Below are 23,345 nucleotides of genomic sequence, written 5' to 3'. Positions count from 1 at the left end.
GACTCATTTTCAGATTCGAAGCACTCCACTTCTGACTCACCGGGCATTGCCCGGTGGACCGAGTTCGATAATCTGCAACGTATTGGCAACCGGGCGTTCGCCTGTCACGTCCGAGGGGGAGTTGACGATCCTCCCCTGCAAGACCATCGTCGTGGAGCCCCCTCCGTCGAAATTGACGGCGTTCCAGACTCCGATCGAAACGAGGAAATCCGCCATCTCTCGGAAATTCATGCCGACGCTCTTCTGCTGGCGGCCGTCGACAACGCAGAGGTATAGTTTCGTCGAGTCCCGATCGAATCCGACGAACGTCCTGGGGTGTCTTGCAGTCAGGAAATTGAGATTTGTCTTCTCCTCCAGGTTCGTACTGTCGCTGACAGGACGGCCATCTGACACAATTTTGCCAAATCCGCCGAGAATTGTTTTGGCATTTCTGACGACCGGGCGGACTCCGAGATAGACGAGCAGAGTGTCTCCCGATTTCATTTCTTCTGCTGCCGCGGAAACGGAGGCCCCATTGCCGATCCAGAGTACAGCCCTGCCGGAAGAGATGTTCTTCAGATCTTCAGAACCAGCACCGCTCACGATCATCCGCATGGTGTCACAGACCGACCATGAGGAGTTGAGAAGAGTGAGCGAGACGGTTCTTCCCTTGCCGGTCGAGCTCGTTGCCGAATCGGAGAAGGAAGTGTGAAGGATGATTACGCTATCGCTGTGAACATCGTTCACGCCGGCTATTCTAAACTTGTTTCCCCTGGGACGTCCGGCCCACCCATCGAAGCTCGTCCGTTCGATATGCGGCCTGTTTTGGTCGTCCAGTATGAAATGTGAACGTTGCGTCTGCGTTCCGAAAACAAATTCACCGTTCCGAACCTGGTTATTGACCGGCCAGCCTGTCTTGAAGCTGAAGAAATCTGCATTGATTGCACCGATGACCTTGTGACCATCCTTGTCGTTCCTTTTTGCTTGTTCGGACGTCCGCACCAGACCAACCGGCCGGTACGATTCAAGGCGAAGACTTCCCGGCAAAACTGCCGGCAGCGACCGCCGCTTGACCTGAAGCGAACAAGAACAGACATACCGCAGGGATTCTCCAACAGCATTTCATAGCTGATTTCATTTGATTTCCACGATTTTGTGCTTGCCGCGTGTCCCGACCAGAATCCCGATAGACCGTTTGGGCTTCTTGAAGTAATCGGCCAGGATTTCGATGAGTCGCTCGTTTGCCCTTCCCTCGATCGGGGGGACAGAGACCTTTACAACGTATACGCCGTCTTCACGAAGAGCGACTTCGTCTTTCCGCGCATTTGGTTTCACTTGTACCGTGATTTTCACTTGTTTTCCTCTTGTTCTCCCACAGATGACAAACGCACCCTGTCAGAGGTGCGTCGCGTCGTCTCCAGTACCTTTCCCCCATCATGCCTCATTTCCCGTCGCCCCATTCAAGCACCTCGAGTTTTGCTTTTGCGGTTCCCGTCCTGATAAGGTCCAGCTCTTTTGCGGCCGCCAGGGAGAGGTCGATGATTCTCCCCTCCTTGAAAGGCCCGCGGTCATTGACCCTGACGACAACATTTTTCTTGTTCTCCAGATTTGTGACGCGGACCTTCGTCCCAAACGGGAATGTCCGGTGCGCTGCGGTCAGTTCATTCATGTCGAAGACCTCTCCGTTGGATGTTTGTTTCCCATGATAGTCATCGGCATAGTATGACGCGACCCCCTCGAGCGTAAGGAGGATTTTTCCGGTTGGGTTATGGGAAGGCTTGGGCTCGTCCGTCCTTGCTTGTTCCGGCGTCCTCTCGGCCCGGGGCTCAGGAGGTGAGCTGCGAGCGGCGAATCTGGGCGACGAGGCACACCCGGCGAGCAGCAGCCCGAATGAAACGAACACAAAGGTATGGGGGATCAGTCTGCTACAAATACTCATTCATTTGCTTTCGCCGGATGAAATCGACGATCTCTTTGACCTCCTGCGAACGCCCTTTCTTGCAGATGAGAATTCCGTCGTCCGTGCTGATGATAATCAGATCTTCGACACCGATCGCAGCGACGATCTTGGTTCCGGCATCCACGTAATTGTTCTTCGAATCGAAGAGCACCGTGCGCCCCCGGATGGAATTCCCCCCCTCGTCCTTCGGAGTCAATCGCACGACTTCATCCCATGAACCCACGTCGCTCCAGCCGAAATCGCCCTTGACGACGAAGACATTTCCCGCCTTTTCCATCACACCGTAATCAACGGAGATGCTCCGGATAATCCGGTAGGCATGCTCGAGGGTCTGATCGTAGACCGACGTGCCGATAGCTTTCTGGATATCGTGCAGCTGCTCGTGCAGATCAGGGAGGTGGAGTTCAATCTCGCGCAGAATGACGCTCGCCTTCCAGACGAAGATGCCGCTGTTCCAGAGGAAGTCGCCGCTCTGCAGAAACTTCTCCGCCGTTTCCAGGTTCGGTTTCTCAGCGAAGGTCTTGACGCGATAAACCCCCTCCGATCGAAACTCGTTACGGTCGAGCTCTTCTTCTGCGGACTGGATATAGCCGTAGCCGGTCTCCGGATGGGTAGGCTTGATACCGATGGTCACGAGGGCGTCTTTCTCTTCCGCAACTCGGACTGCGAGACGCAGGATACGAAGAAACTCATCCGTGTCCTGGACGATATGGTCTGCCGGCGATACCACCATGACACCGTTCGGGTCAATGCGATTGATCCAGAGCGCGGCAAGGCCGATACAAGCCGCTGTGTTTCGGCCAATCGGCTCTGCGATTACGTTTGTTGAGGGCATTCCCGGCACCAGGCGCCGCACCATGTCCGCCTGGACCTGATTTGTCACCACGTACATGTCGTTAGGATCAACGAGCGGAGTGAGACGCGTGAGCGTGTTCTCAATCATCGTCCCGCCGCCGAGGATTTCGAGAAACTGCTTTGGAGAACGTTCACGGCTTCGCGGCCAGAACCTCGAGCCAACCCCTCCCGCCATGATTACAGCAAAAGTCTTGGGCATATGTCGCCGTTTCAGTTATTCAAAATGGGTCTTGAAGTCTCGAAGCATGCTGAGAGCCTCCTCAAGCATCCCTGGCCGCGCATCCAAAGGAGCGTTCGCCCACTGCGAGACGGTTGATGAAACATTTGATAAGATGTTGATGACCCGCATGTCGTCAAAGAGATCACTCTCGGACAGGAATTTCAGAAAATCCCTCAAGAGTGTGGCAAACTCCATCAGCTCCGGATCGCCTCCCTGGCCGCTCAGGTCATCGCATTCTCCGACGAGATCCTCCAGCAGCATGCGAGCTCCCCCGGATCCGCCTTGCACGGCATCGGAGAGCTGCTCCAACTGACCGGCGAACACCTGCACGTCGATCTCCCCTCCCCCCTGGCCACCTGCAGCCGCCTGCTGCCGGGCGGCCGGTTCCTCTGAATCCTGCACGGCTCCATCCGCCGCGGCCCTTCGGAAGGAAGACAAGAGGAGCGTTTCATCTTCGGGGCCGATGGAGATCTGACCCGGATTCTTCGACGCACGTTCAACCATCCACATCAACCCCAGCGCAAATTCCGAGAATCCCTTCACCTTATAGAGATTCTTCAGTTCTTCGGCGGCGTCCGGGGCGTCGCCGAGCCGCGTCCTGAGGGTTTCGAACAATGTCCGCTGCGCGCCCGACGGCAGTTCGGCCATCGGGAAATTGGAGAGCAGCGCGCGCAGGATGTCATTAGTCTGTGTCATGGTTCACCCAACGATTCGTGGAACACGCGACGATATATTCGTACAGATCTCGTATGGGATTGTGCCGGCCCTGGCGGCGAGATCCCAGGCAGTAATGGCCTTCCGCCCCTGGCGTCCTATCAGCACTGCTTCGTCCCCAACGCACACGTCCGTCCTGCCAACATCTACCATCAACTGATCCATGCAGATGGTGCCGACAATCGGAAACAATCGTCCCCCTATGAGAACATTCGACTGACCGGTGAGCAATCGCATATAGCCGTCAGCGTACCCGAGAGGCAGCGTCGCAATTTTCGTTCGGCGGCTTGCGACGAACCTCCTGCCGTAGCTCACGCTTTCGCCCGGCTCAATCCATTTGACCATCGAGACCCGCGACTTCAGCGAGAGAACGGGCTTCAGCCGGACGCTTTCTGTCGTTTCGTCCGAGGGGTAGTAGCCATACATCATGATTCCAGGTCGAACCATCGAAAAATACGATTCGGGAATATCGAGGATTCCAGCGCTCCCTGCGCAATGCACGGTCTCCGGCTCAACTCCCGCAGCGCGTAAAGACTCGAGCGCCTGATTGAACAGCCCCAGTTGCTGCATCGAAAAAGTCTTGTCACGCCGGTCCGCGGTTGCGAAGTGCGTGTAGGCCCCCTTGATCTCAAGACGTTTTAAGCCGCCGACGACTCGAACCAGCGCGCCCACATCCCGGGGTCTGACGCCGATCCGGTTCATGCCCGTATCGATCTTGATATGGACATTCAATCGCTTCCTGGCCCGCTGGGCCTGCTCATTGAGCAAACGAGCTTCCGTCTCGCTGCCCACGGTAGCATCGAGTCCAAACGTCGTGAACACGGGGATCTGAGTCGGAGCAGGGATTGTGAAGACATGAATCGGCGCCGTGATGCCAGCTTCGCGCAACGCCGAGCCTTCTTCCGCATTGGCGACACCGAAATAGTCGACCGCCCTTTGCTGGAGGAATCGGGCGACGTCGGTCATACCGTGACCGTAGGCATTGGCTTTCACCACAGCCATCACCTGTACCCGCCGGCCGACTTTAGCGCGAATTCCCTTCAGGTTTTGAGCCAGAGCGTGGAGATCGATTTCTGCAACGGTGGGTCGGGTCGGCATCGGTGCGGCGCTTGCCATCGACATAGGTAGTTTCGTGAGTGCGATCGGCCGTCTAAAAGCCGGAAGAATATAACGGTTCGTGTATTGATTGTCAACGCGGCCGACCCGGCTGCACGGGCCAACAAAAAACCCATCACAGCATCTGATGGGTTACCCATATCTCTCCAAGTACGTCCACTCCGCTCAGAGCTGGTCTGCGACTTTGAGCCGGTTCATCGCCCGGAATAGCGCGAGCCTGGCGCGATCCGGATCGAGCCCCGAGGTCTTCTCTGCGAGCCGCTTTCGGGCTCTATCCCTGGCTGCCTCCGCACGTGCGACATCGATCTCGTCCGAGCGTTCCGCAGTCTCCGCGAGCATGATCACTTTGTTGTCGTGGACTTCAACAAAGCCGCCGCTGGCAGCAAATCGAATCTCGTTGCCGGAAACGTCAACGAGCTTCACTTCGCCGACAGAGATATTCGAAAGGAACGGGGCGTGGCTTTTCAAAACCTGGAATCCGCCAACAACTCCCGGCGCACTGAAGCTGACCACGTCGCCGCTGAAGGCAATCTTCTTCGGTGTTACAATTTCGAGTTTGAAGACCTTTTCTGCCATGGGAACGCTATGCCGCCATCATTTTCTTGGCCTGCTCGACCGCTTCTTCGATCGTACCAACCATCAGGAAGGCACCTTCCGGCAGGTCATCGTATTCGCCTTCAACGATTCCCTTGAATCCCCGAATGGTGTCCTCAAGCTTCACATAGCGTCCCGGCGTACCGGTAAACGCTTCTGCCGTGAAGAACGGCTGGGAGAGGAACTTCTCGATCTTTCGCGCACGGGACACTGTAATCTTGTCTGCATCGGAAAGTTCGTCCATACCCAGGATACTGATAATATCCTGCAGGTCTTTGTAGGTCTGGAGAATTTCCTTCACACGCTTTGCCACGGAGTAGTGTTCTTCACCCACAATGAGCGGATCGAGAATACGCGACGTGGAGTCAAGAGGATCGACAGCGGGATAAATACCTTTGTCCACAATCTGCCTGCTCAGAACCGTCGTCGCGTCCAGGTGACTGAACGTCGTCGCAGGAGCCGGATCCGTAAGGTCATCTGCCGGGACATAGATCGCCTGGACGGACGTGATGGATCCTTTCTTCGTGGACACGATGCGCTCCTGAAGCTCGCCCATCTCAGTTCCGAGGGTCGGCTGATAGCCTACTGCAGAAGGCATACGGCCGAGGAGGGCGGACACTTCAGACCCTGCCTGGACGAAACGGAAGATGTTGTCGATGAAGAGAAGAACGTCCTTTCCTTCTTCGTCACGGAAATATTCAGCAGTCGTCAGGGCCGTCAATCCAACGCGCTGGCGCGCTCCGGGAGGCTCATTCATCTGTCCGAAGATCAGGGCTGTTTTATCGAGCACGCCCGACTCTTTCATTTCCAACCAGAGGTCGTTTCCTTCTCGTGTGCGTTCGCCGACACCTCCGAACACAGAGTACCCACCGTGATGCGTGGCGATATTGTGGATCAGCTCGGTGATGACAACGGTCTTGCCGACACCTGCTCCACCAAACAATCCGGTCTTGCCCCCCTTCGAATACGGCTCGAGAAGATCGATGACCTTGATGCCGGTTTCGAACATCTCTCTCTGCGTGGACAAGCTTTCGAAACTTGGAGCAGGTCGGTGAATCGGATAGTATGCTTTGGCCTCGACTGGACCGAGAGCGTCGATAGGCTGACCGATGACGTTAATGAGGCGACCCAGGACCTTCGGCCCCACGGGAACCATGATCGGTCCACCGGTATCGTAGGCTTTCATGCCCCGGACAAGGCCATCGGTAGTATCCATTGCCACCGCGCGCACGCGGTCTTCACCGAGTTGCTGCTGGACTTCAACGATCAGGTCTTCCTGGACACCTTCGACGTTGACGCGTGGAATTTTCACCGCATTGAGGATCGAGGGAAGCTTGCCGCTTGGGAAATCGATGTCAACGACAGGACCGATGATTTGAATGATGGAGCCTTCTGTCATCTCACGCCTTTCGATTCAGATGAGGAACTTCACTGCACACTGGAGGCATAAATTAACAAAACTGGGGCCTAAAATCAATGAGATGATTCAATTGCATCGACGATGAGTTTGCCATGCATCCGCCCATTTTCGATGAAAATCTTATTGTTGAACCTGCCGGCCGCTATCGATCCGGCAACGAAGACACCCCGAACATTCGTTTCCATGGTGGCAGAATTATGAACCGGCGCCTGTGTCTCGGGATCTATTTCTACTCCCGCCTGCCGGAGGAGTGAAGAATCAGGGCAGTAGCCAATCATCAGAAAGACAGCATCATTCGAGAATTCTTCGTGATGCCTCCCTCCAACCGTAATCGAGCCCGAGGTAATTCGCTCGACCCTGGTTTCGAACATCGCCCGGATGTCACCGGCCTTGATCCTGTTTTCGATGTCGGGAAGTATCCAATACTTCACCCCCTGGCTAAGACTCGGCCCCCTATGAATAAGTGTCACGCGGGCGCCATTGCGAAAGAGATCGAGGGCTGTTTCGACTGCCGAGTTCTTTCCACCAATAACGGCGACATTCCTGCCGGAGTACGCGTATGGCTCGTCGTAGTACCTTCTCACCTTGCTGAGCTCCGAACCCGGGACATCAAATCGGTTTGGGTGGTCAAAGTAACCAGTCGCATCGACAACGTTCTTCGCCAATAACGATCCATCCGGGGATATGACCTCAAACCCTGCGGCGTGGGGTCGGATGCCGGTGACTTCCACACCTTGCTGGACCGGCAGATCAAAGTACCGCGCAATCATCTGGTAATATCGGACACATTCGACGCGGGTCGGACGAGACCCTGCAGAAGTGAAGGGAACACCTCCGATTTCCAGGAGTTCGGAGGTCGAGAAGAATGTCATGTCGATCGGGAAACGACGGATGGCGTCAGCCACTGATCCCTTATCGAGGACCAATTGTGAGAGCCCCTTCTTTTTAGCCTCGATAGCACACGCGAGCCCGGAAGGTCCTGCACCGATCACAATGAGATCATATGAATTCATACGATTGATGCCCGACAACAAAAAAATCCGCGCGAAGCGGATTTCAGTGACAATCTTGGCAGATTGAATTGTCCATGAATTTAACGTAAACAATATACGAATATCCTCTCGGGAGATCAACCTTCATGATTGTTACCGACACCGATATGGCCATAGAGCAACGCCATGAGTGTATACCCCGACAAGCAGGCGAGTGTCCTAGAAATGGGAACATGCGATGAGATGATCTGCGACGTTTTTGCCCTTGTTTTTGGACTGCGTGGCCGCACGGCGGAAGTTTCGGAGGACCCGGATAGCTATCTGACGTGGAGGTGTCTTGGGAGTTCATCAGTTGCTTGACACTGTTCCAGAATCTCCGTAGCATTGAGACACAACGAAGCCGGGGAAGGCTTCAAGAAGCGAGGGATTGTGATGAACCTCCGGAGTCACGAATGTGATGATGGAGGTTTTTTGCTTTGTAGTCTGGCATTCGCCAAGCCGACGTTCCCCATAATCAAGATAGGAGGCACGATGAAGCCATGCATTGTCTTTCTGTTTTTCGCCGTTTCTTCCATCTGTTTCGCACAAACGGATTCCGTCTTTGTGGAGAAGGCGGACGGCACAATCATCGGATACGCCGTATCAGCCATTCGTGAGATAACGTTCTCCGGCTTGCCCACGAGCATACGGGAGCAAGAGCTTTTGCAGAATGTTCTTTCCTCTTTTACGCTCCATCAAAACTATCCTAATCCATTCAATCCGACCACGACAATCCAGTACGATATTCCTCATACTGGCGAAGTCACGATTGCGATCTATGATATTCAAGGCCGCCTTATTCGCTCTCTAGCAAATCTGACTGAACAGGCTGGCACACATTCCGTAGTTTGGGACGCTCGCAATGATGGTGGAGTCAATGTATCCAGCGGCAACTATTTCTGTCGCGTGGATTTCAATCATTCATTCCTCGTCCAGAAACTCCTCCTTCTCAAGTGAATCAAATAGAACAATACTGCGGAGATTATTATGAAACGCACCTGGGTTGTCCTTCTCATTCTTGGAATGTCATTTCCAGCATTGGCTCAAACAAAAATGTTCATCAACAAGAACAATGGAACGACGGATTCTTTGCTAATGTCAGATGTTAAGAGTATTTCGTTCAAATCGGGTTCCTCCTCTACTACTCCAACTGGCTTCATTCAAGTCGCTGGAGGCACATTCCAGATGGGAAGCACTAATACAAATGATTGGGGAGCGAGTCCACCGCATTCAGTTACACTGGGCTCATTTTACATGGACAAAACCGAGACCACGTACGAAAAGTGGACGGAAGTGCGCAACTGGGGCTTGACGCACGGCTATACCGATTTGCCTGCAGGTGCGAATGGCTACAACCAGAGTGCCTCGAACAATCCAGTTGCACAGTTGAACTGGTATGATATACTGAAATGGTGCAATGCCCGCTCGGAAAAAGATGGGTTAACAGCCGTGTACTACACAAACAGTACACTCGCTACTGTCTACCGCACAGGTCAGCTTGATCTCGCTTCAGATGCTGTGAAATGGACAGCAAACGGGTACCGGTTGCCGACGGAGGCTGAGTGGGAATTTGCAGCAAAAGGTGGTACGAAATCGCAAGGGTATACATATAGCGGAAGCAGCATTCTCGACAGTGTGGCATGGCATTTTGACAACGCGGGCCAGGTGACTCATGCTGTTGGAACGAAAAGGGCAAACGAGCTTGGGCTCTATGACATGAGCGGTAATGTACAGGAGTGGTGCTGGGATTGGTATGACACCTATAGCGCTTCGGCACAGACAGATCCGAAAGGACCGACCTCCAGCCCAGGAGTATTACGTGTGATGCGAGGAGGCTCGTACTACGCCGGCGCTATCAACTGCCGTATTGCGGATCGCTACCGCGCGAACCAACCGGGCGGCTACCGCGGGGAATCCAACGGGTTCCGTTGCGTCCTGGATTAGCATTCCGTCAAGAGACTTCGGGATTTCGCCAAGGACGCTGAACATTAGCTCCTTTACATTCGTCGGAAATTATTCAGCCGGACCGTATTCGCTCAGATCCACCATAGCCCAGCTAACCACTGGGCTATTTTTATGGAATGAGATACCTATGTTGTCCAGACGGGGGCATCGACTAACGGATTGCATCCGGTACCGCATGCAATCAGGCGCGGCTGCGAGAACCATTGAAAGATCTGGATGAAATCTCCGCTGGTGATCAACTGAGGACTTGCTGCCTGGAAGTCCGCGCACATTCGCGGTCTAGGTGGGATTAGGACAAAAGTTTTCTGCTGACTCAGACATTCACCATTCAGTGCGGATCTGCAATCAATCCATCTGGTGAGCTGTGCGAAACAGTTGGATATGACGTCTCGATTGGAAACAACATTGGGGTCTCCGTTTTTGTACCGCGGAGGTAACCAATTCGAAGCCAGTTGGAATCTGCGATGGGAAAAGATGCAGAATGCGAGCTGAAGGTAGTCCGCCATTGAGATTGGCGGACAAGAGCGCCTTGTTTGAGCTGAAGGTGGGAGTTGAACCCACGACCTGCGGTTTACGAAACCGCTGCTCTACCACTGAGCTACTTCAGCATAATGACCATTTAATATAGCAAAAAAGGGTGTTGAGAGCAAGATGAAACTAATACCAGAGGCCTTGACATTGTTCGGCCAGGTAGCTACAATTGCTCAGGAGGTTGTGCGACCGTTCTTTGAATCCCACTAACACTGCAGGAGGAAGGTATGAAGCAATCCCATGTACCTTTGAAGATGGACGCTGAGCAGCCCAAATCGTTGCTAAAAAAAATCAGCTTGCTCGAGGACCGCAACAAACGGAAGAATCGGGCCTCGAAGCAACTGAAACTTGTGCAGAAGGTAACTGCAGGGCACGTCCGCGGTGGGCATTCTTTTCATTAGCACACATATGTCACCAAATGTTCAACCAAAGAACCTCTCTAATTCAGAGAGGTTCTTTTTTGTCGGGCCTATTTTGATCGGGTCAGAAACCGCGATCGCTGCCGGTCTGCCTGCCAATTGCATATGTCCCAGAGATCGGCAACCGGTGTCTTCGTGTACGGCAGCGTGTGCATATAGTCGGGCGCCCCGAACTCCGGTGTGAGAGTCGATTCCTTCACACCTCTTCGCTGCTGGGCATCCCAGATCATATCCCACCACCGCTCGTGCGCCAAGACATGCCTCTCGTATTCCGGAGCCCGCGGATCCGGCACCTGCGGTCCCTCCTCATATCCGACCCGAGCATGAATGTGGATGCACCGTTCCGCGCTCCGGGCGATGATTTCGAGCTCAGTCTCCAGCAAACGTTCACTGATGACAACCCAATGGCTGAAATCGCAGCTGAGCTTGAGCCCGGGGAATTGTCTCAGGAGTTTTTCCGTGGTCCATGGGTTGTAGAGGATTCGACCGCGATGCGTCTCGTGAGCCACCGGAATTCCGACCTTCGCTTCGAATTCGAGAGCCTCTCCAAAGTACTTCTTCGATTGTTCATCCGAGAACCAATCACATCCGGAATGGCAGTTGATGGTTTGCGGATTCATGGCCGCGGCCCGTTCAACGTTCTGGCGAAAACTTCGGATATGGTCTTCGACCGTAACTCCCGTCGTAATGATCTGTGCTATGTATTTGAATCGATGCTCATCGAGAAGGCCGCGGAATCGATCGCGGTCCGCGTCCTCGGGCAATATATGTTCAATCCCCTGATATCCGAGGGCACGGATTCTTGGAAAGAGCGTTTCCCACGCTTCGGTAATACCCCACAAGTGCCGGTAAATCGATAGCTCCACGAACCACCTCATTGAATAACGTTTGTTTGCCTAGCGCGAGAACTCTACACAACCAGGAGTGGGATGTGTAATGCTGCCCAGACGCCGTAGCGGAGAAATGTCTCCCTGCGCGCTTCAGGGACGATCGACGCAAAGTAGATCGCCTTTGCAGTCGTATTGCTCATCATCGCGACCGTCAGGGCGAGGACGACAGACCGGGCCATTGCAGCGGAAGGATGCAGAAGGGACAGGACGTACGGCGTAATGTCTGTGAACCCGACGACTGTGGAAAGAACCAGAAGTCCCGTGCTTCCCAGCCGCTGTTCGATCAGTTTCGTGATGATCATCAACAATACGAACGCGAGAGCAAACACAATGGATGGCCGGATCTCGAACGGATTTTGCAGGTTGGGGAAAGCCGCCTTCTCCTCCGACTCGCCTGATGGCCGAATGCGAAACGACAGAACAACCCCCACAAGAAAAAGGAGTGCCAATCTCCACCACAGTACCGGGAGAAAAGCGGGATTGATGATGAGGGTCAGCACGAGAATCCGTACATACATCATGCTGGAGGCGAGGATGGCAGCCTGAAGGGCCATTCCCGAATGCTCCGGGCTTTTCCGGGCAATGCGGCCGAGCGCAACCGTCGTGGCGGTGCTCGATACGATGCCGCCAAAAATCCCCGATAGCCACAAGCTCACTTTGTTGCCAAATCGCTTCGACAGGAAATATCCGACGAACCCTATGCTTGAAACCAGGATCACAATTTGCCAGATGTGGGTTGGATTGAGGCCGAAAGGGGTGTAGTCCTGATTCGGCAGAACCGGCAGGATAATAACCGTCACCAGGATGAATTTGACGACGGCGAGGAACTCTACCTTGTTGAAGCTGTCGAGGTACTTTTCGAGTTCAGCTTTCTCGGAGAGAAGGACGGTGTTGACGACAGCCAACGCCATAGCGATCCAGACATCAGCGAGAAGCGCAACAGCTCCCACCACAAAAGTAAGAAGAGCGGAAGCTTCGCTCGTGAAACCATGATGACCTGATTTTGTTTTCGTGATGTAGGCTATGGCGGCCAGGGCTCCGATGACCGTCATACCCACGGGGAGCATCAAACCCACGCCATAACGCTGAAGCCAGGCGCACCCGAAACCAAGCAGACTGATAATGGGATAGGTCCGCACACCACCAAAGATCACACTCCCCTGTTCGATTTTTGTGCTCTCACGCTCGAGGCCCACGAGAAAGCCAAGTGCCAGAGCCAAAGCCAATCGAAGCTCGGTGCTCCATTCAATGATGTTCATGTTTTCTACCGTTGTTCAGTTGGTGAGATCGCCACGTCAACTTCAGTCACTTCGAACGCTTTCTTCATGTCAGACGGTTGAATTTCCACCAGGAACCCTCTCTTCCCGCCGTTGACAAAGATTCGTGGGAGGGGGAAAATCGTCCGCTCCGCGTAAATCGGAAGAGGGTGGCGTATGCCGAAAGGACTTGTCCCGCCGAACTGATAGCCGGTGTGCCTCTGCGCAGTCGCCTCATCGCATTGATCAATCCGTTTCGCACCGGTGATCCGGGCGAGTTGCTTCGTCGACACTTCGCGGTCGCCGTGCATCAGGACGATCAGCGGCTTCTTTTCGTCGGTCTGCATCACGAGCGTTTTCACCACCTCGTGCTCGGATACATTCAAGGCGCTCGCCGAGTGCTTCGTGCCGCCATGTTCCTCGTACGTGTACACATGAGGCTGAAAATCTATCTTCTTCTCACGAAGAACTCTTATTGCCGTTGTCACCGGATATTCAGGCTTACCCATATCCGCATTCCTGTGTCATCCTCAAAGATCACTCAGCCAGCCATATCGCTCCATGTCCACAGCCTCCCCCCGAAAGACTATGCCTTCCGCTTTCAGAAGTCGTCGCTGTTTCTTGTAGGCAGCATTGTCTTTGGGAAACGAGACTCTTCCCTTCGCATTGATCACCCGGTGCCACGGGACACCTGAGCGAGGGGGAAGAGCATGAAGAGCGTAACCGACCAGACGCGGCTGCCTTGGGAATCCGGCTTCAGAAGCAATCTGACCGTAGGTTGCCACTTTGCCTTTGGGGACATGCCGGACAGTTTCCCAAATGAGCTCGTACGTGCCCAGCCTCATTCTCTGCTTCCCCGGCTCCGTGAGTAACTCCGTCATAACCGCTCAAAGAGTGACGGGCTGGGCGAACTTCGCAAGCTCTGCCGCCGAGGCCTTTTCCACCTCAGCGTGGAGACTGTTGCCATGGGAATCCATCGTGACGATGACGAGGAAATCCTTCACGCGGACATGCCACATCGCTTCGGGCACTCCGAACTCCAGCAAATCCACTCCTTCCACTTCTTCAATGCACTTCGCATAGTACTGGGCCGCCCCTCCGATGGCGCTGAGATAGACTGCTCCGACTTCCTTCATCGCCGCAAGTGTCTTCGCCCCCATCCCTCCTTTTCCGATGATCGCCCGCGCCTTGAACTTCTTGATGATCTCGCCCTGGTACGGTTCTTCGCGAATGCTTGTGGTTGGGCCGGCCGCATTCATGAACCACTTGTCGTCCCGTTTCAACGCTACCGGTCCGCAATGATAGATCGCGCCGCCGTCCAGCCTGACCGGAGAATCGTGCGTCATCAAATGATGGTGTAAAACGTCCCGGCCCATATGCATGGGGCCGTTGAGCAACAAAACGTCTCCGACCTTGAGCGCGCGCACCTGCGTTTCCGAAAGCGGCGTCGAGAGCCGTATTTCCCGGCCGGTCAGCGGCAGTTTTTCGGCCGCCGCCATCTTCATCGCAGACGAATCTCCCTTATAGAGCCACCGCTTGACGCCGCCTGTTGCCGGATCGATGACCACGCCGAGTCGGCGATAGGCCCAGCAATCGTACGCAACGGAGACGAAGAAACTGGCCGGTAAGCGATGGAATGATCCGACTTTGCATCCAATCAACGTCGCCTGGCCGCCGAACCCCATCATCCCGATGCCTAGTTTGTTGGCATTTTCCATGACATACGTTTCGAGCTTTGCCAGCTCCGGATTTGGATTAATGTCGTCGAGTTCCCGGAACAGCTGCTGCTTCGCAAAACCATATCCTGATGCCCGATCACCACCGATCGCTACGCCGAGCGCGCCCACACTGCATCCCTGTCCCTGCGCCTGCCACACTGCGTGCATGATGCACTTCCGCACACCGTCGATGGTTCTGTCGGCCCGTCCGAGGTTTGGCAACTCCTGGGGAAGCGAGTACTGGATGTTCTTGTTCTCACAGCCGCCTCCTTTGAGAATCAACTTCACCTCGATGTCCGGCTCTTCCCATTGTTCGAAATGCAGGACGGGTGCGCCTTCACCGAGGTTGTTGCCGCTGTTCTTTCCGGTCAGCGAATCGACTGTATTGGGGCGCAGTTTTCCCTGCTTGGTGGCCTCGACGATTGCCTCGAGGATCTGTTTTTTCATCGCGATCTGGTTGACGCCGACGGGCGTTTTGATTTCGAATGTCGGCATTCCGGTGTCCTGGCAAATTGGCGCCGATCCAGTGGCAGCCATATCGATGTTGAGGGCGACCGTCTGCAGGGCGAGGTCCGATTGAGTCCCCTTGTTCTCCTTCTTCGCGGCGTCTTTGATCGCTCTCCTGACATCAGCGGGCAGATTGGTCGACGTTTCCGAAATGAGGCTCAGCATACTCTCTTTGAAGTGTTCCATATCTATCTCCTTATAAACCTCTGGGTAAAACAAGAAACGAAGTCATATCGTTCACTCATGGCTTGACGGGCTCGGCAGCAAGTGGGTTCCCAGCCCCTTCGATATTTGCATACACAACAGGTTGAAGGCTTTCAAACATCGACCGCTCACCTTCGAAAAACAGTACTTTGGTCCAGGCTCTCGAGGCGATGAAGAGCTGCTGGATAACCAGCATCACGACGATCGTCAGGTTGGTTGTCATGCCAATTGCGAGATCGAGAAGGGCGTAGATCGCAAACAGGACAACCGGAACCAGCAGCATCAGGAGCTCAAGTCCGAAGGTCTTGAACAAATGGCTGAAAACAAATTTCATTGATCGCCAAGCAGTTTTCAACACCCTTCGCTCATTGTTCACGACGATGCTGATCTTGGTGTAGTCCGCTATCATCAGAAGGAGCACCACAGGAAGGAAGAACAGAACAATCTGCACCATGGTGAACACGACGGTCGTGACTTCGGAGGCTGAGTCCTCAATGAAAACGCTTGAGAGCATCGCCAAGAACAGAGTCATGATGAGGACGAGGAGCAACAGAACGATTGCGCACACGACAAAGAGGCGCAGAAATCTCCCGAAATAAGTGCCGCAGCCTTCGAAGAACTCGGATGTCGAGTATCCACCATATTCCTTGCGCAGGATGGTCAACACTCCTCCGGCAAGGAAGGAATTCACGAGCATGTACACGACGATCGCCCACGTTATTTGTCGGAACACGGCAGATAACTCTGCTGCGTGAAAATTCATGAAATCCGAGAGGACAGTGAAGTCGAGACCGCCCATAAGTCCGGCCGGGGCCATCGAAGCCCCGAAGCCAGCCACCATAGCGTCCCTGAACGCCAGGGCCACTGGAAGTGCCATCAGAAGATTGACTATGTACAAAGCGAGAACCATTCTGGGTTCTGTGGTTGCCCGCCGAATACCGTTGGAAAATGCTCTGAGTATGCTCATAAAAGTCGAGTCCTCTATTCAGTCGAGAATGACGTTCTCATCCAATCATCCCACCAAGCTGCAGCATATTCTGAAACCAAAACAGAAATTTGATGGTGTATTTCCAAATGGGAGCAACAGCTGTTTCTGTCGTCTTGCTGTTGTTGTTCCAGTTCCTGTCGATGACGAGAGCGGTGTCGGGATCAACGGTCGCCCAAACGATCTTCTCAGGCCGAGCATACTTGAACTCCACCCATCGACTTTGTCCGTCCCAGGGCTCTCGCACCTCCTGCCCGTTGTCGAAATGCACGAGAACCGACGTTGGCAGCTTTATTTCGCCAGTTCTGATGGCGACCACTCTCGATTCATACAGCTTCGCTGACTTGGAGCTATCCTTTCCCGAACTGAGCTGGACCTTTTTCCCCTTGTCGTCGACAAGCCCCTGAGGAGCCCGGGCTTCTTTGTTTTCTATGAGGCTCAACTCATAATCGCATACATCCGTGCCGTAGAGAACCTCGTCGAAGTACCAGTTGAGGTCCTTCCCGAACTTGTTCCCGTGATACTTTGGGACGATTTCATTCACGACTGCGATGAAATCTCTGCCGGAAGGATGCTTGAATTTCCACCGCTCGAAGTAGGTCTTCATGAGCGTGTCCATCACCGCCTGACCAATGAGCCGCTCAAGAGTCGACATAAAGACAGCCGTCTTCTGGTACGTTAGGTTGCCGTATCCCCCTTGCTTGAACTCCCATCCGAGCGTCCCGGTCGGGGCAATCTTGGGGTTGCGCATACCCGTGTACCCCATCCTGGTCGTTTCCAAATCGCCTGCTCTGAAACCGGGGAACTCTATCGTTGAAGTCTTCTTCCCATACGCGTGATCCATGATGCGGGTCTCATAGTACTGATTGATCCCTTCGTCCATCCACGCTTCTTCGAATTCATTGCTGCCCACCAGACCATACCAGTACTGATGCCCAAATTCGTGGACGGTGACGAGTTCGGCGAACTTCGCGAACTTGCCGATCCCCCACATCGACCCGGCTGTGATGAGTGTCGGATATTCCATTCCCCCGGCACCGGATGCTCCGTAGGCGGGATCGACGACGGTGACGTTCGGGTAGGGGTACTTCCCGACATGGTTCTCAAAATACTCCAGCGCCGCTTTCACAGATTCAAAATATCGCTGGGCCTGATGCACGCGTTGCGGCTGCATCAACACTCGTATCTTCACGTGCTTCCACTGATCGCTGAGATCGACATAGGACGGCGAGGCCGTCCAGGCAAAATCGTGAACGTCCTCCGCGTGATGCGTCACCGTTTTCGTACCGTCGCCGTTGTCCTTGACGCCGGAGAGGAGCCCGGTCGCTCCGACTACGTATTCCTTCGGCACGGTCATATCCACATCATAGACGCCATAGTCGGCGAAGAATTCTGTATTGGCATGGAATTGATGACAGTTCCACCCCCCTTTCGTGGCATATCTCTGGCCGGCCGCTTCGTAGACGCCGATTTTCGGAAACCACTGACCTATCATGAAGAAGTTCTGATAGTAACCGGTTCGTGCGAATACCCTTGGCAGCTTCGCAGTGAATGCCAGGTTCAGCTGAATTGTCTGGCCGGGAAGCACGGGCTTCGACAATGGAACACGTATGACCGTCTGGTCCTTGTCGTTGCCATCGTCGGGCTGAATATACTGGATGCGACTCATCAGGTCTTCGCCATCGGCGGTCTTCATAGAGGTCACATCGATCCAGCCCCACCCTCCTTCCGCAAGTTCAAAACCCCGATTGACGCCGCCTGATTCCTTCATAAACGTCGATGCGGTGTTCTTAAAGCCGTTGAAATAGAGATGGAACTGCAGCTCCCCGACACGGTCGGTTGACGTGTTACGCCACGTCAGAGTCTCTTTCCCGTTTAGCATCTTTTGGGCTGCGTCGAGCGTGACGGAGATCTTGTACGAGGCAATACGCGGACTCAGCGGATCTTTGAAGATGGTTTGGCCGCTGGCACACGATGTCACCGCGAGCACGGCAACGATCAGACTGACGCTTGCTCTCATAGCAGATTTCATAAGGAGGTTCCTCAATTCAGAGATTAGGCTGCTGTATCAAATTCACTTCCACTTCACCACACCCACCTTCACAAGATCTTCAATAAACCTGTCAAATCCTTCGATCGCGGCGCTGCCAAATTCGCCCGTCAACACACGCTGGATATCGGAAACGTTCCTTTTGCCATCGATGAAGTTCGGGATTTCAAAACGGACGTCACCGTTTAGCTGATAGCGGGGCGCCCCTGTTGGGGCTCCTGCTTTCAGTAACTTGCTCTCCGGCAGTCCAAAATCAAGCGGGCCTCGTGTCAGGCGAACCGGGACCCTGGTATCAACGGCAGGACGAAGCGCCGGAATGCTCTTCGAACCGAGCTGCTTCGACGCCCCTTGCTTGACCTCTTCCAGAAGCGCATTCGCGTACAAGCCGATCTGTTCGTTTGATTTCTTGATTGCCCGCTGGACCTCGGTTTCGCTGTTGAACCAGAGAATTGTCGACAGTCCCTCTTTCGCGATGCGGGCGTTTTCGTCAACAACGGTTGCAGCTTCCCCGTAAACGGTCGGTATTCGATCGGAAGGTGAATCCAGAACCAACCTGGCCGCGTTCCGTCCGGCCTGGCCGAGCCTCTGTGTTGCGTTCGCGCCTGCCAGATGGACCAGATCGAGAGCCTCATTCGTGGACACATTGGAGAGAAACACGACAGTTCCGGCAGCTATCATTTCGCTCCTCGCCAGTTCGACGGGATCGACTTTGTCGGGAGTATCGTCTGAGGTGTGATGGGTATAGTCAGGACCGTGGACCATCATCACGCCGGGTACTTTCCGATCGATGAACATCATGTGGTCACTTCCGCCCGAGTAAGGCACGATACGATAGTTGAATTCAGAGAGGCTCCCCCGAGGGGTTCTGATGTTCAGACCGTCGACCATCTGCGTCATGTTTTCCATGACGTCGATCAGCGCCGAGGGAATGGAGTTGGGAGTCCTTGTCATGATGAGCTTGGAATGGAGAAGCTCTTCGTTCTCGCCGACCATGTCCATGTTCAGATTGGCGAGGAATTTCCCGCCCAATTCCGGGCCAACAAGTTCAGGATGAGCATCGATGTATGGCATTGTGCCGTTCCATTCGGGAACCCAGACAAAACGAACCGAGCGTTTCAGTTTCGGTATCCGCCCGGAGTCTGTCAGTTCCTTGAGCGTGCGGGCAATGTCCAGGATGGCGGCGGAACCGCTGGCGTTGTCGTTGGCAGATTCCTTCGGATGGTCGAGATGGGCGCTCAGGACGATCTCCTCCTCCGGTTTCTCCGAACCCCGCAAGCGGGCAACAACAACATCCATGAAGTAGGGCTCGAGCCCGATCCCTTTCACCTGGCCCCTCACAACAACCTTGCTTCCGCTCAGGATCAGATCGCGGAGCTTCTCGCCTTGTCGATGGCTCAGGTTAAACCCAAACGTCACGCGCTCCAGCTCTTGCGTCTTAGGCCACATGCCGGTGTATTGCAGCATGTCGGGATGGTCCTTCGCCCGATCATCGTCGAGGTAACAAACGACAGCTTTGGCCCCGTACTTGAGCACAGCCAGCCTGTGCACCTCGCCCCCGTATCCGGTCGCAAGCACGATCTTGCCTGCGACGTCTTTCCCCTTGTAGTCCTCGTCACTCGTACCTCCCCCGACCCAGACAAGCGGAGCTGTGGCATCGCCTGCGTTGGAATAAGTCATGACGCTCATCGCGATCTCCGGGTATCCCACTATCCGTTCTTCGTAGGGCTCAATCATCCTCAATTCGCCCCAGGTAATGTCCCATCCGGAAGGGGACTGCCAGGTCTGATACATCGCACGGCCGTCGGATTTAAATGATTCGATCGTCGCGTCCTTGTCGGTGTAGCCGTAGGAGCGGAGTTGATCCAGGACATAGTGCGCCGCAGCACGGTATCCGCGTGAGCCTTGGATCCTGTGGTGGCGACTGATCTGAATGACGTGCTCCTTCGCAAGTTCTCCGCTGAGGGATTCGTGCAGAAGATCCCTGATCCTGGAACTGAGCAAATCCTGGTTGGATTGTGAAAAGCTCTGTGAGGCAAGGAGGACGAAGACGAGGAATACAGTACGGCACATGTTCATGCGGTGTGGCCTCGATGTTGGTAGAAATAAGCTGGCCTACGAGGGGTGAGTGATCGCGACCAATATAGAGAACGATAAGGGAAATGGCAAAGGAAAGTTCAAGGCCCGAACGTGCGTGCAGCACTCACATCGGACGACGGTGTTGAACGAGGGGGAGGAACAAGCGGGGACGATGGAAAGCCAGCAAAGAGAAACGCCCGAACATCGTTTCGCATGAAACACGCGAATCTCGAACCGGGCGCCGTGGTGAGAAAAACAATAAGGGTGTTACTGGAAATCTCCTCCGAAGGTCAGACTGCCAAGCCTGCCGTTGCTGTCAACCGTGACAGTAATCGTGTTCGAGGCGTCATTTGCTGACGTCGCTTTGAATGTCAGCGTATTGACCTGTGCGTTGGTGACGGAATACAGTCCATTGCTGTTGCTTTTCATTTGCAGAGGAATGACGAACGTGCTGAAGTCACCTTCACCACCACCCATCGAGCGAAGGCTGATTCGAAATTGATACGCGACCATCGAGAGATGGTTGATATCATTGATCATAGCATCACGGTTCGATGAGACCGATTGGGCACCGAAGAGACTGATACCGATGGCAATGGCAAAGCCAACGATGATCACGCCGAGAATGACAAGCAGAAGCTGCTGTTGACCCATGGGTTATCTCTCCGGGATGTACACAAGAATCGTACTCCCCATCATCAGGATGCGGAATCCGCTGCTCCCAGATATTCAATATCTATGCCCCATAGCGGTATGAGATGGTGCGGTCAATATCCTTTAGATAGTGACATCATCAAAAGCGCTCCGGTCATGGTTCCGGACATTTTTACCGCGATCGGAAATTCTGACACGGTCAAAGGAGATCAATTGTCGTCTCTCGCATTACGCTCAACCAAAGGGAGAATGCGATGCGATATTGAGCCCCATCACACACGATGAGTCGTCCTAACCCCGCGTCTGCCGCCCCTACTTCTCCCACACCAGCACTTTCAGAAACGTGCGATCCTTCGCAGAGTGGTAGATACGCTGCGTGGCCTTTCGGAAATCCGTTTCCTTTGCGGTGCGGATGTTGACGAATGTTTGGGGATTCCTGTCGACGAGCGGGAACCAGCTGCTCTGTATCTGCACCATCATACGATGGCCCGCCTTGAAACAATGAAGTACATCGCGCAGCTCAAACTCTACATGCGTGACTCTGTTTGGAGTGAACGGTACCGGCTTGGACAGGCTCTCTCTGAACTTGCCTCTGAACACGTCTCCGCGGACGAGCATCTGGTACCCGCCGACGGGAACTCCGGATTTCGTCACCCCGGCAGAATCATCAGGAAAGACATCAATCAGTTTCACGATCCAGTCAGAATCTGTGCCCGACGTCGAGACCTCCATGCTTGCGACGATCGGTCCAGCGATGGTCATATGCGATGAGAGCTTGTCACTCTCGAAAACGACGACATCGGAACGGCTTGCTGCGAAGCGCTGGTCTTCCCCGAGCACTTCGCGGGAGACACCCGGCCGGATATCACGCGAGTGAGGGACCGGCTTCGCAGGATCGCTCACATATTCGGTGAATTGGTCATTCGACTCCTTCGGCGCATCAAAGGATAGCCCCCCCTTTGGCTGCAGATACAACCTTCTCTCCATTGAGTTCTTCGGCGGCCAGCTATCGAGTTGATGCCAGACATTCACACCCGTTTCAAATACAATAGCCTCTCCTTTGGGGGCTTCCCCCTTCTCTTTCAGATAATAGTTGAAGAAGGGTAACTGAACATTCTCCTGAAACCAGAGCGAGGTCTTCGAACCCCAATTGAGGTCACCCAGCCGCTCTCCCTCGTCGCCGTTCCATTCGCCATGGAACCACGGGCCCATCACGAGAGTATTTGCTATTCCCGGGTTATTCTTCTCGATCTCCTTGTATGTCCGGAGAGGTCCGAGCATGTCTTCCTGATCAAACCAGCCACCGACGGTCATCACGGCGGGTTTGATGTTCTTCAGGTGAGGAGCGACGAGCTGAGGCTTCCAGAATTCATCCAATGTTTCATGTGCCATCATGTTCGTCCACATCGCGACGCTGTCTTTGAAATACAGTTTGTTGGCGTTCGACAGCGGGCCCATGGCCAGGAAGAACTTGTAGGAGTCCATCGTCCAGGGGCGGAAAGAATACATTGTCCGGGTGGTCGGAGACGGCCTGGGATGCCCGAAAAACATATAGAAGCCGAAGTTCTGAGCGAGGAAGAAGGCTCCGTTATGGTGCTCATCGTCCCCGACAAACGGATCGGCGATGGGCGCCTGCGGAGATGTCGCCTTGACTGCGGGATGCGCGTCGATAGTTCCCATCGTGGTATAGAAGCCCGGGTAGGAGATGCCGGTGATTCCTACCCGCCCATTGTTGCGGGCAAGATTCTTCACGAGCCAATCGACAGTGTCATACGTGTCTGTCGTTTCGTCGATATCGTTCTTGCTTTTCTTCGCAGGATTGTACGGGCGGAGGTCGACAAACGTCCCTTCGGACAAGTACTTCCCGCGAACATCCTGGTAAGCGAAGATGTAACCCTCGCGCACCTCGTTCATTGAGGGAACCATCCGGTTACGGGTTGAGCTTAGCCCGTACGGCCCCACGCTGTACGGCGTACGATTGAGAATAACGGGGAATTGCCGGGTTGTGTCCCTGGGAGCATAGACAGACGTAAAGAGCCTCACGCCATCCCGCATGGTGATGTAGAATTCACTTTTGCTGTAATGCTCTTTGATGTAGAGCGAATCCTGAGCCCGGCCTTCACTCAAGAACAGCGCGGATAAGGCAACGATGAGGAACGACAGCGATATCACTTTCTGACGAGGTGAGATGCTCAAATGGT

22 protein-coding genes and 1 tRNA gene are annotated in these 23,345 nt (G+C 54.3%); 3 read left to right on the top strand and 20 right to left on the bottom strand.

Translation table 11 applies throughout. The features are described from left to right. Positions 1-36 precede the first annotated feature (36 nt). The 9 genes from NTU47_07905 to NTU47_07865 all read right to left on the bottom strand — a co-directional run bounded on the left by NTU47_07905 (position 37) and on the right by NTU47_07865 (position 7,871). Positions 37-1,026 (bottom strand): phosphodiester glycosidase family protein, encoded by a 990-nt coding sequence (locus NTU47_07905; protein MCX6133719.1) that lies wholly within the window; start codon positions 1,024-1,026, stop codon positions 37-39. Positions 1,027-1,113: 87 nt separating this feature from the next. Then, positions 1,114-1,332, bottom strand: a complete 219-nt coding sequence (locus tag NTU47_07900; protein MCX6133718.1) for a DUF167 domain-containing protein — start codon at positions 1,330-1,332, stop codon at positions 1,114-1,116. Positions 1,333-1,420: 88 nt separating this feature from the next. Continuing rightward, positions 1,421-1,918, bottom strand: a complete 498-nt coding sequence (locus NTU47_07895) for a septal ring lytic transglycosylase RlpA family protein (protein ID MCX6133717.1) — start codon at positions 1,916-1,918, stop codon at positions 1,421-1,423. Next, the gene (locus NTU47_07890; protein ID MCX6133716.1) at positions 1,905-2,993 is read right to left on the bottom strand and encodes a mannose-1-phosphate guanylyltransferase; all 1,089 of its coding nucleotides are present in this window, start codon (positions 2,991-2,993) and stop codon (positions 1,905-1,907) included. The genes NTU47_07895 and NTU47_07890 overlap by 14 nt, the downstream gene beginning before the upstream one ends. A gap of 15 nt (positions 2,994-3,008) precedes the next feature. Further along, positions 3,009-3,710, bottom strand: a complete 702-nt coding sequence (locus NTU47_07885; GenBank protein MCX6133715.1) for a hypothetical protein — start codon at positions 3,708-3,710, stop codon at positions 3,009-3,011. Positions 3,711-3,713: 3 nt separating this feature from the next. Next, positions 3,714-4,826 (bottom strand): alanine racemase, encoded by a 1,113-nt coding sequence (gene alr / locus NTU47_07880; GenBank protein MCX6133714.1) that lies wholly within the window; start codon positions 4,824-4,826, stop codon positions 3,714-3,716. A 183-nt stretch (positions 4,827-5,009) separates the two neighbouring features. Next, the gene (locus tag NTU47_07875; protein ID MCX6133713.1) at positions 5,010-5,420 is read right to left on the bottom strand and encodes a F0F1 ATP synthase subunit epsilon; all 411 of its coding nucleotides are present in this window, start codon (positions 5,418-5,420) and stop codon (positions 5,010-5,012) included. 7 nt (positions 5,421-5,427) lie between these two features. Further along, complete coding sequence (gene atpD / locus NTU47_07870) at positions 5,428-6,837, bottom strand: F0F1 ATP synthase subunit beta (GenBank protein ID MCX6133712.1); 1,410 nt, start codon at positions 6,835-6,837, stop codon at positions 5,428-5,430. Positions 6,838-6,911: 74 nt separating this feature from the next. Beyond that, positions 6,912-7,871 (bottom strand): YpdA family putative bacillithiol disulfide reductase, encoded by a 960-nt coding sequence (locus NTU47_07865; protein ID MCX6133711.1) that lies wholly within the window; start codon positions 7,869-7,871, stop codon positions 6,912-6,914. A 510-nt stretch (positions 7,872-8,381) separates the two neighbouring features. Here NTU47_07865 and NTU47_07860 point away from each other — a divergent pair. Continuing rightward, positions 8,382-8,846 (top strand): T9SS type A sorting domain-containing protein, encoded by a 465-nt coding sequence (locus tag NTU47_07860; GenBank protein ID MCX6133710.1) that lies wholly within the window; start codon positions 8,382-8,384, stop codon positions 8,844-8,846. Positions 8,847-8,876: 30 nt separating this feature from the next. Next, positions 8,877-9,833 (top strand): SUMF1/EgtB/PvdO family nonheme iron enzyme, encoded by a 957-nt coding sequence (locus NTU47_07855; protein MCX6133709.1) that lies wholly within the window; start codon positions 8,877-8,879, stop codon positions 9,831-9,833. A gap of 557 nt (positions 9,834-10,390) precedes the next feature. Here NTU47_07855 and NTU47_07850 read toward each other — a convergent pair. The 9 genes from NTU47_07850 to NTU47_07810 form a co-directional block, all read right to left on the bottom strand. Beyond that, a tRNA-Thr gene (locus NTU47_07850) sits at positions 10,391-10,462 on the bottom strand. 392 nt (positions 10,463-10,854) lie between these two features. Further along, positions 10,855-11,670, bottom strand: coding sequence for a TIM barrel protein (locus tag NTU47_07845; protein MCX6133708.1), 816 nt, complete (start codon positions 11,668-11,670; stop codon positions 10,855-10,857). A 44-nt stretch (positions 11,671-11,714) separates the two neighbouring features. After that, positions 11,715-12,953: an MgtC/SapB family protein gene (locus NTU47_07840; protein MCX6133707.1), complete on the bottom strand. Its 1,239-nt coding sequence runs from the start codon at positions 12,951-12,953 to the stop codon at positions 11,715-11,717. 5 nt (positions 12,954-12,958) lie between these two features. Next, a complete protein-coding gene (ybaK, locus tag NTU47_07835; protein MCX6133706.1) occupies positions 12,959-13,459 on the bottom strand; it encodes a Cys-tRNA(Pro) deacylase in 501 nt (166 codons plus the stop codon). A gap of 21 nt (positions 13,460-13,480) precedes the next feature. Beyond that, complete coding sequence (locus NTU47_07830) at positions 13,481-13,831, bottom strand: methylated-DNA--[protein]-cysteine S-methyltransferase (protein ID MCX6133705.1); 351 nt, start codon at positions 13,829-13,831, stop codon at positions 13,481-13,483. Positions 13,832-13,837: 6 nt separating this feature from the next. Then, complete coding sequence (locus tag NTU47_07825; GenBank protein ID MCX6133704.1) at positions 13,838-15,361, bottom strand: FumA C-terminus/TtdB family hydratase beta subunit; 1,524 nt, start codon at positions 15,359-15,361, stop codon at positions 13,838-13,840. 55 nt (positions 15,362-15,416) lie between these two features. Then, the gene (locus NTU47_07820; protein MCX6133703.1) at positions 15,417-16,346 is read right to left on the bottom strand and encodes a hypothetical protein; all 930 of its coding nucleotides are present in this window, start codon (positions 16,344-16,346) and stop codon (positions 15,417-15,419) included. A gap of 37 nt (positions 16,347-16,383) precedes the next feature. Continuing rightward, positions 16,384-18,396, bottom strand: coding sequence for a M1 family metallopeptidase (locus NTU47_07815; protein MCX6133702.1), 2,013 nt, complete (start codon positions 18,394-18,396; stop codon positions 16,384-16,386). A 42-nt stretch (positions 18,397-18,438) separates the two neighbouring features. After that, entirely contained in the window at positions 18,439-20,484 is a 2,046-nt protein-coding gene (locus tag NTU47_07810) for a DUF4910 domain-containing protein (protein ID MCX6133701.1), read from the bottom strand. A 55-nt stretch (positions 20,485-20,539) separates the two neighbouring features. On the opposite strand from NTU47_07810, the gene NTU47_07805 reads away from it, so the two are divergent. Further along, entirely contained in the window at positions 20,540-20,707 is a 168-nt protein-coding gene (locus NTU47_07805; GenBank protein ID MCX6133700.1) for a hypothetical protein, read from the top strand. Positions 20,708-20,757: 50 nt separating this feature from the next. On the opposite strand, the gene NTU47_07800 is transcribed toward NTU47_07805, so the two are convergent. After that, positions 20,758-21,144: a hypothetical protein gene (locus tag NTU47_07800; protein ID MCX6133699.1), complete on the bottom strand. Its 387-nt coding sequence runs from the start codon at positions 21,142-21,144 to the stop codon at positions 20,758-20,760. Positions 21,145-21,456: 312 nt separating this feature from the next. Further along, positions 21,457-23,340 (bottom strand): CocE/NonD family hydrolase, encoded by a 1,884-nt coding sequence (locus NTU47_07795; GenBank protein ID MCX6133698.1) that lies wholly within the window; start codon positions 23,338-23,340, stop codon positions 21,457-21,459. Positions 23,341-23,345: the final 5 nt, after the last annotated feature.

Source organism: Ignavibacteriales bacterium (assembly GCA_026390595.1).
In the GTDB taxonomy this organism is placed as follows: Bacteria; Bacteroidota; Ignavibacteria; order UBA10030; family UBA10030; genus UBA9647.
Note: the sequence above shows the minus strand (reverse complement) of the source record. Positions and strands in the feature narration are given on the sequence as shown.

What these genes read in the sequence shown, in the direction of transcription:
- NTU47_07885 (MCX6133715.1), bottom strand. Translation starts at nt 3,710, where the DNA reads ATGACACAGACTAATGACATCCTGCGCGCGCTGCTCTCCAATTTCCCG.
- atpD (MCX6133712.1), bottom strand. Translation starts at nt 6,837, where the DNA reads ATGACAGAAGGCTCCATCATTCAAATCATCGGTCCTGTCGTTGACATC.
- NTU47_07815 (MCX6133702.1), bottom strand. Translation starts at nt 18,396, where the DNA reads ATGAAATCTGCTATGAGAGCAAGCGTCAGTCTGATCGTTGCCGTGCTC.
- NTU47_07830 (MCX6133705.1), bottom strand. Translation starts at nt 13,831, where the DNA reads ATGACGGAGTTACTCACGGAGCCGGGGAAGCAGAGAATGAGGCTGGGC.
- NTU47_07820 (MCX6133703.1), bottom strand. Translation starts at nt 16,346, where the DNA reads ATGAGCATACTCAGAGCATTTTCCAACGGTATTCGGCGGGCAACCACA.
- NTU47_07810 (MCX6133701.1), bottom strand. Translation starts at nt 20,484, where the DNA reads ATGTGCCGTACTGTATTCCTCGTCTTCGTCCTCCTTGCCTCACAGAGC.
- NTU47_07895 (MCX6133717.1), bottom strand. Translation starts at nt 1,918, where the DNA reads ATGAGTATTTGTAGCAGACTGATCCCCCATACCTTTGTGTTCGTTTCA.
- ybaK (MCX6133706.1), bottom strand. Translation starts at nt 13,459, where the DNA reads ATGGGTAAGCCTGAATATCCGGTGACAACGGCAATAAGAGTTCTTCGT.
- NTU47_07865 (MCX6133711.1), bottom strand. Translation starts at nt 7,871, where the DNA reads ATGAATTCATATGATCTCATTGTGATCGGTGCAGGACCTTCCGGGCTC.
- NTU47_07840 (MCX6133707.1), bottom strand. Translation starts at nt 12,953, where the DNA reads ATGAACATCATTGAATGGAGCACCGAGCTTCGATTGGCTTTGGCTCTG.
- alr (MCX6133714.1), bottom strand. Translation starts at nt 4,826, where the DNA reads ATGCCGACCCGACCCACCGTTGCAGAAATCGATCTCCACGCTCTGGCT.
- NTU47_07890 (MCX6133716.1), bottom strand. Translation starts at nt 2,993, where the DNA reads ATGCCCAAGACTTTTGCTGTAATCATGGCGGGAGGGGTTGGCTCGAGG.
- NTU47_07825 (MCX6133704.1), bottom strand. Translation starts at nt 15,361, where the DNA reads ATGGAACACTTCAAAGAGAGTATGCTGAGCCTCATTTCGGAAACGTCG.
- NTU47_07855 (MCX6133709.1), top strand. Translation starts at nt 8,877, where the DNA reads ATGAAACGCACCTGGGTTGTCCTTCTCATTCTTGGAATGTCATTTCCA.
- NTU47_07800 (MCX6133699.1), bottom strand. Translation starts at nt 21,144, where the DNA reads ATGGGTCAACAGCAGCTTCTGCTTGTCATTCTCGGCGTGATCATCGTT.
- NTU47_07860 (MCX6133710.1), top strand. Translation starts at nt 8,382, where the DNA reads ATGAAGCCATGCATTGTCTTTCTGTTTTTCGCCGTTTCTTCCATCTGT.
- NTU47_07875 (MCX6133713.1), bottom strand. Translation starts at nt 5,420, where the DNA reads ATGGCAGAAAAGGTCTTCAAACTCGAAATTGTAACACCGAAGAAGATT.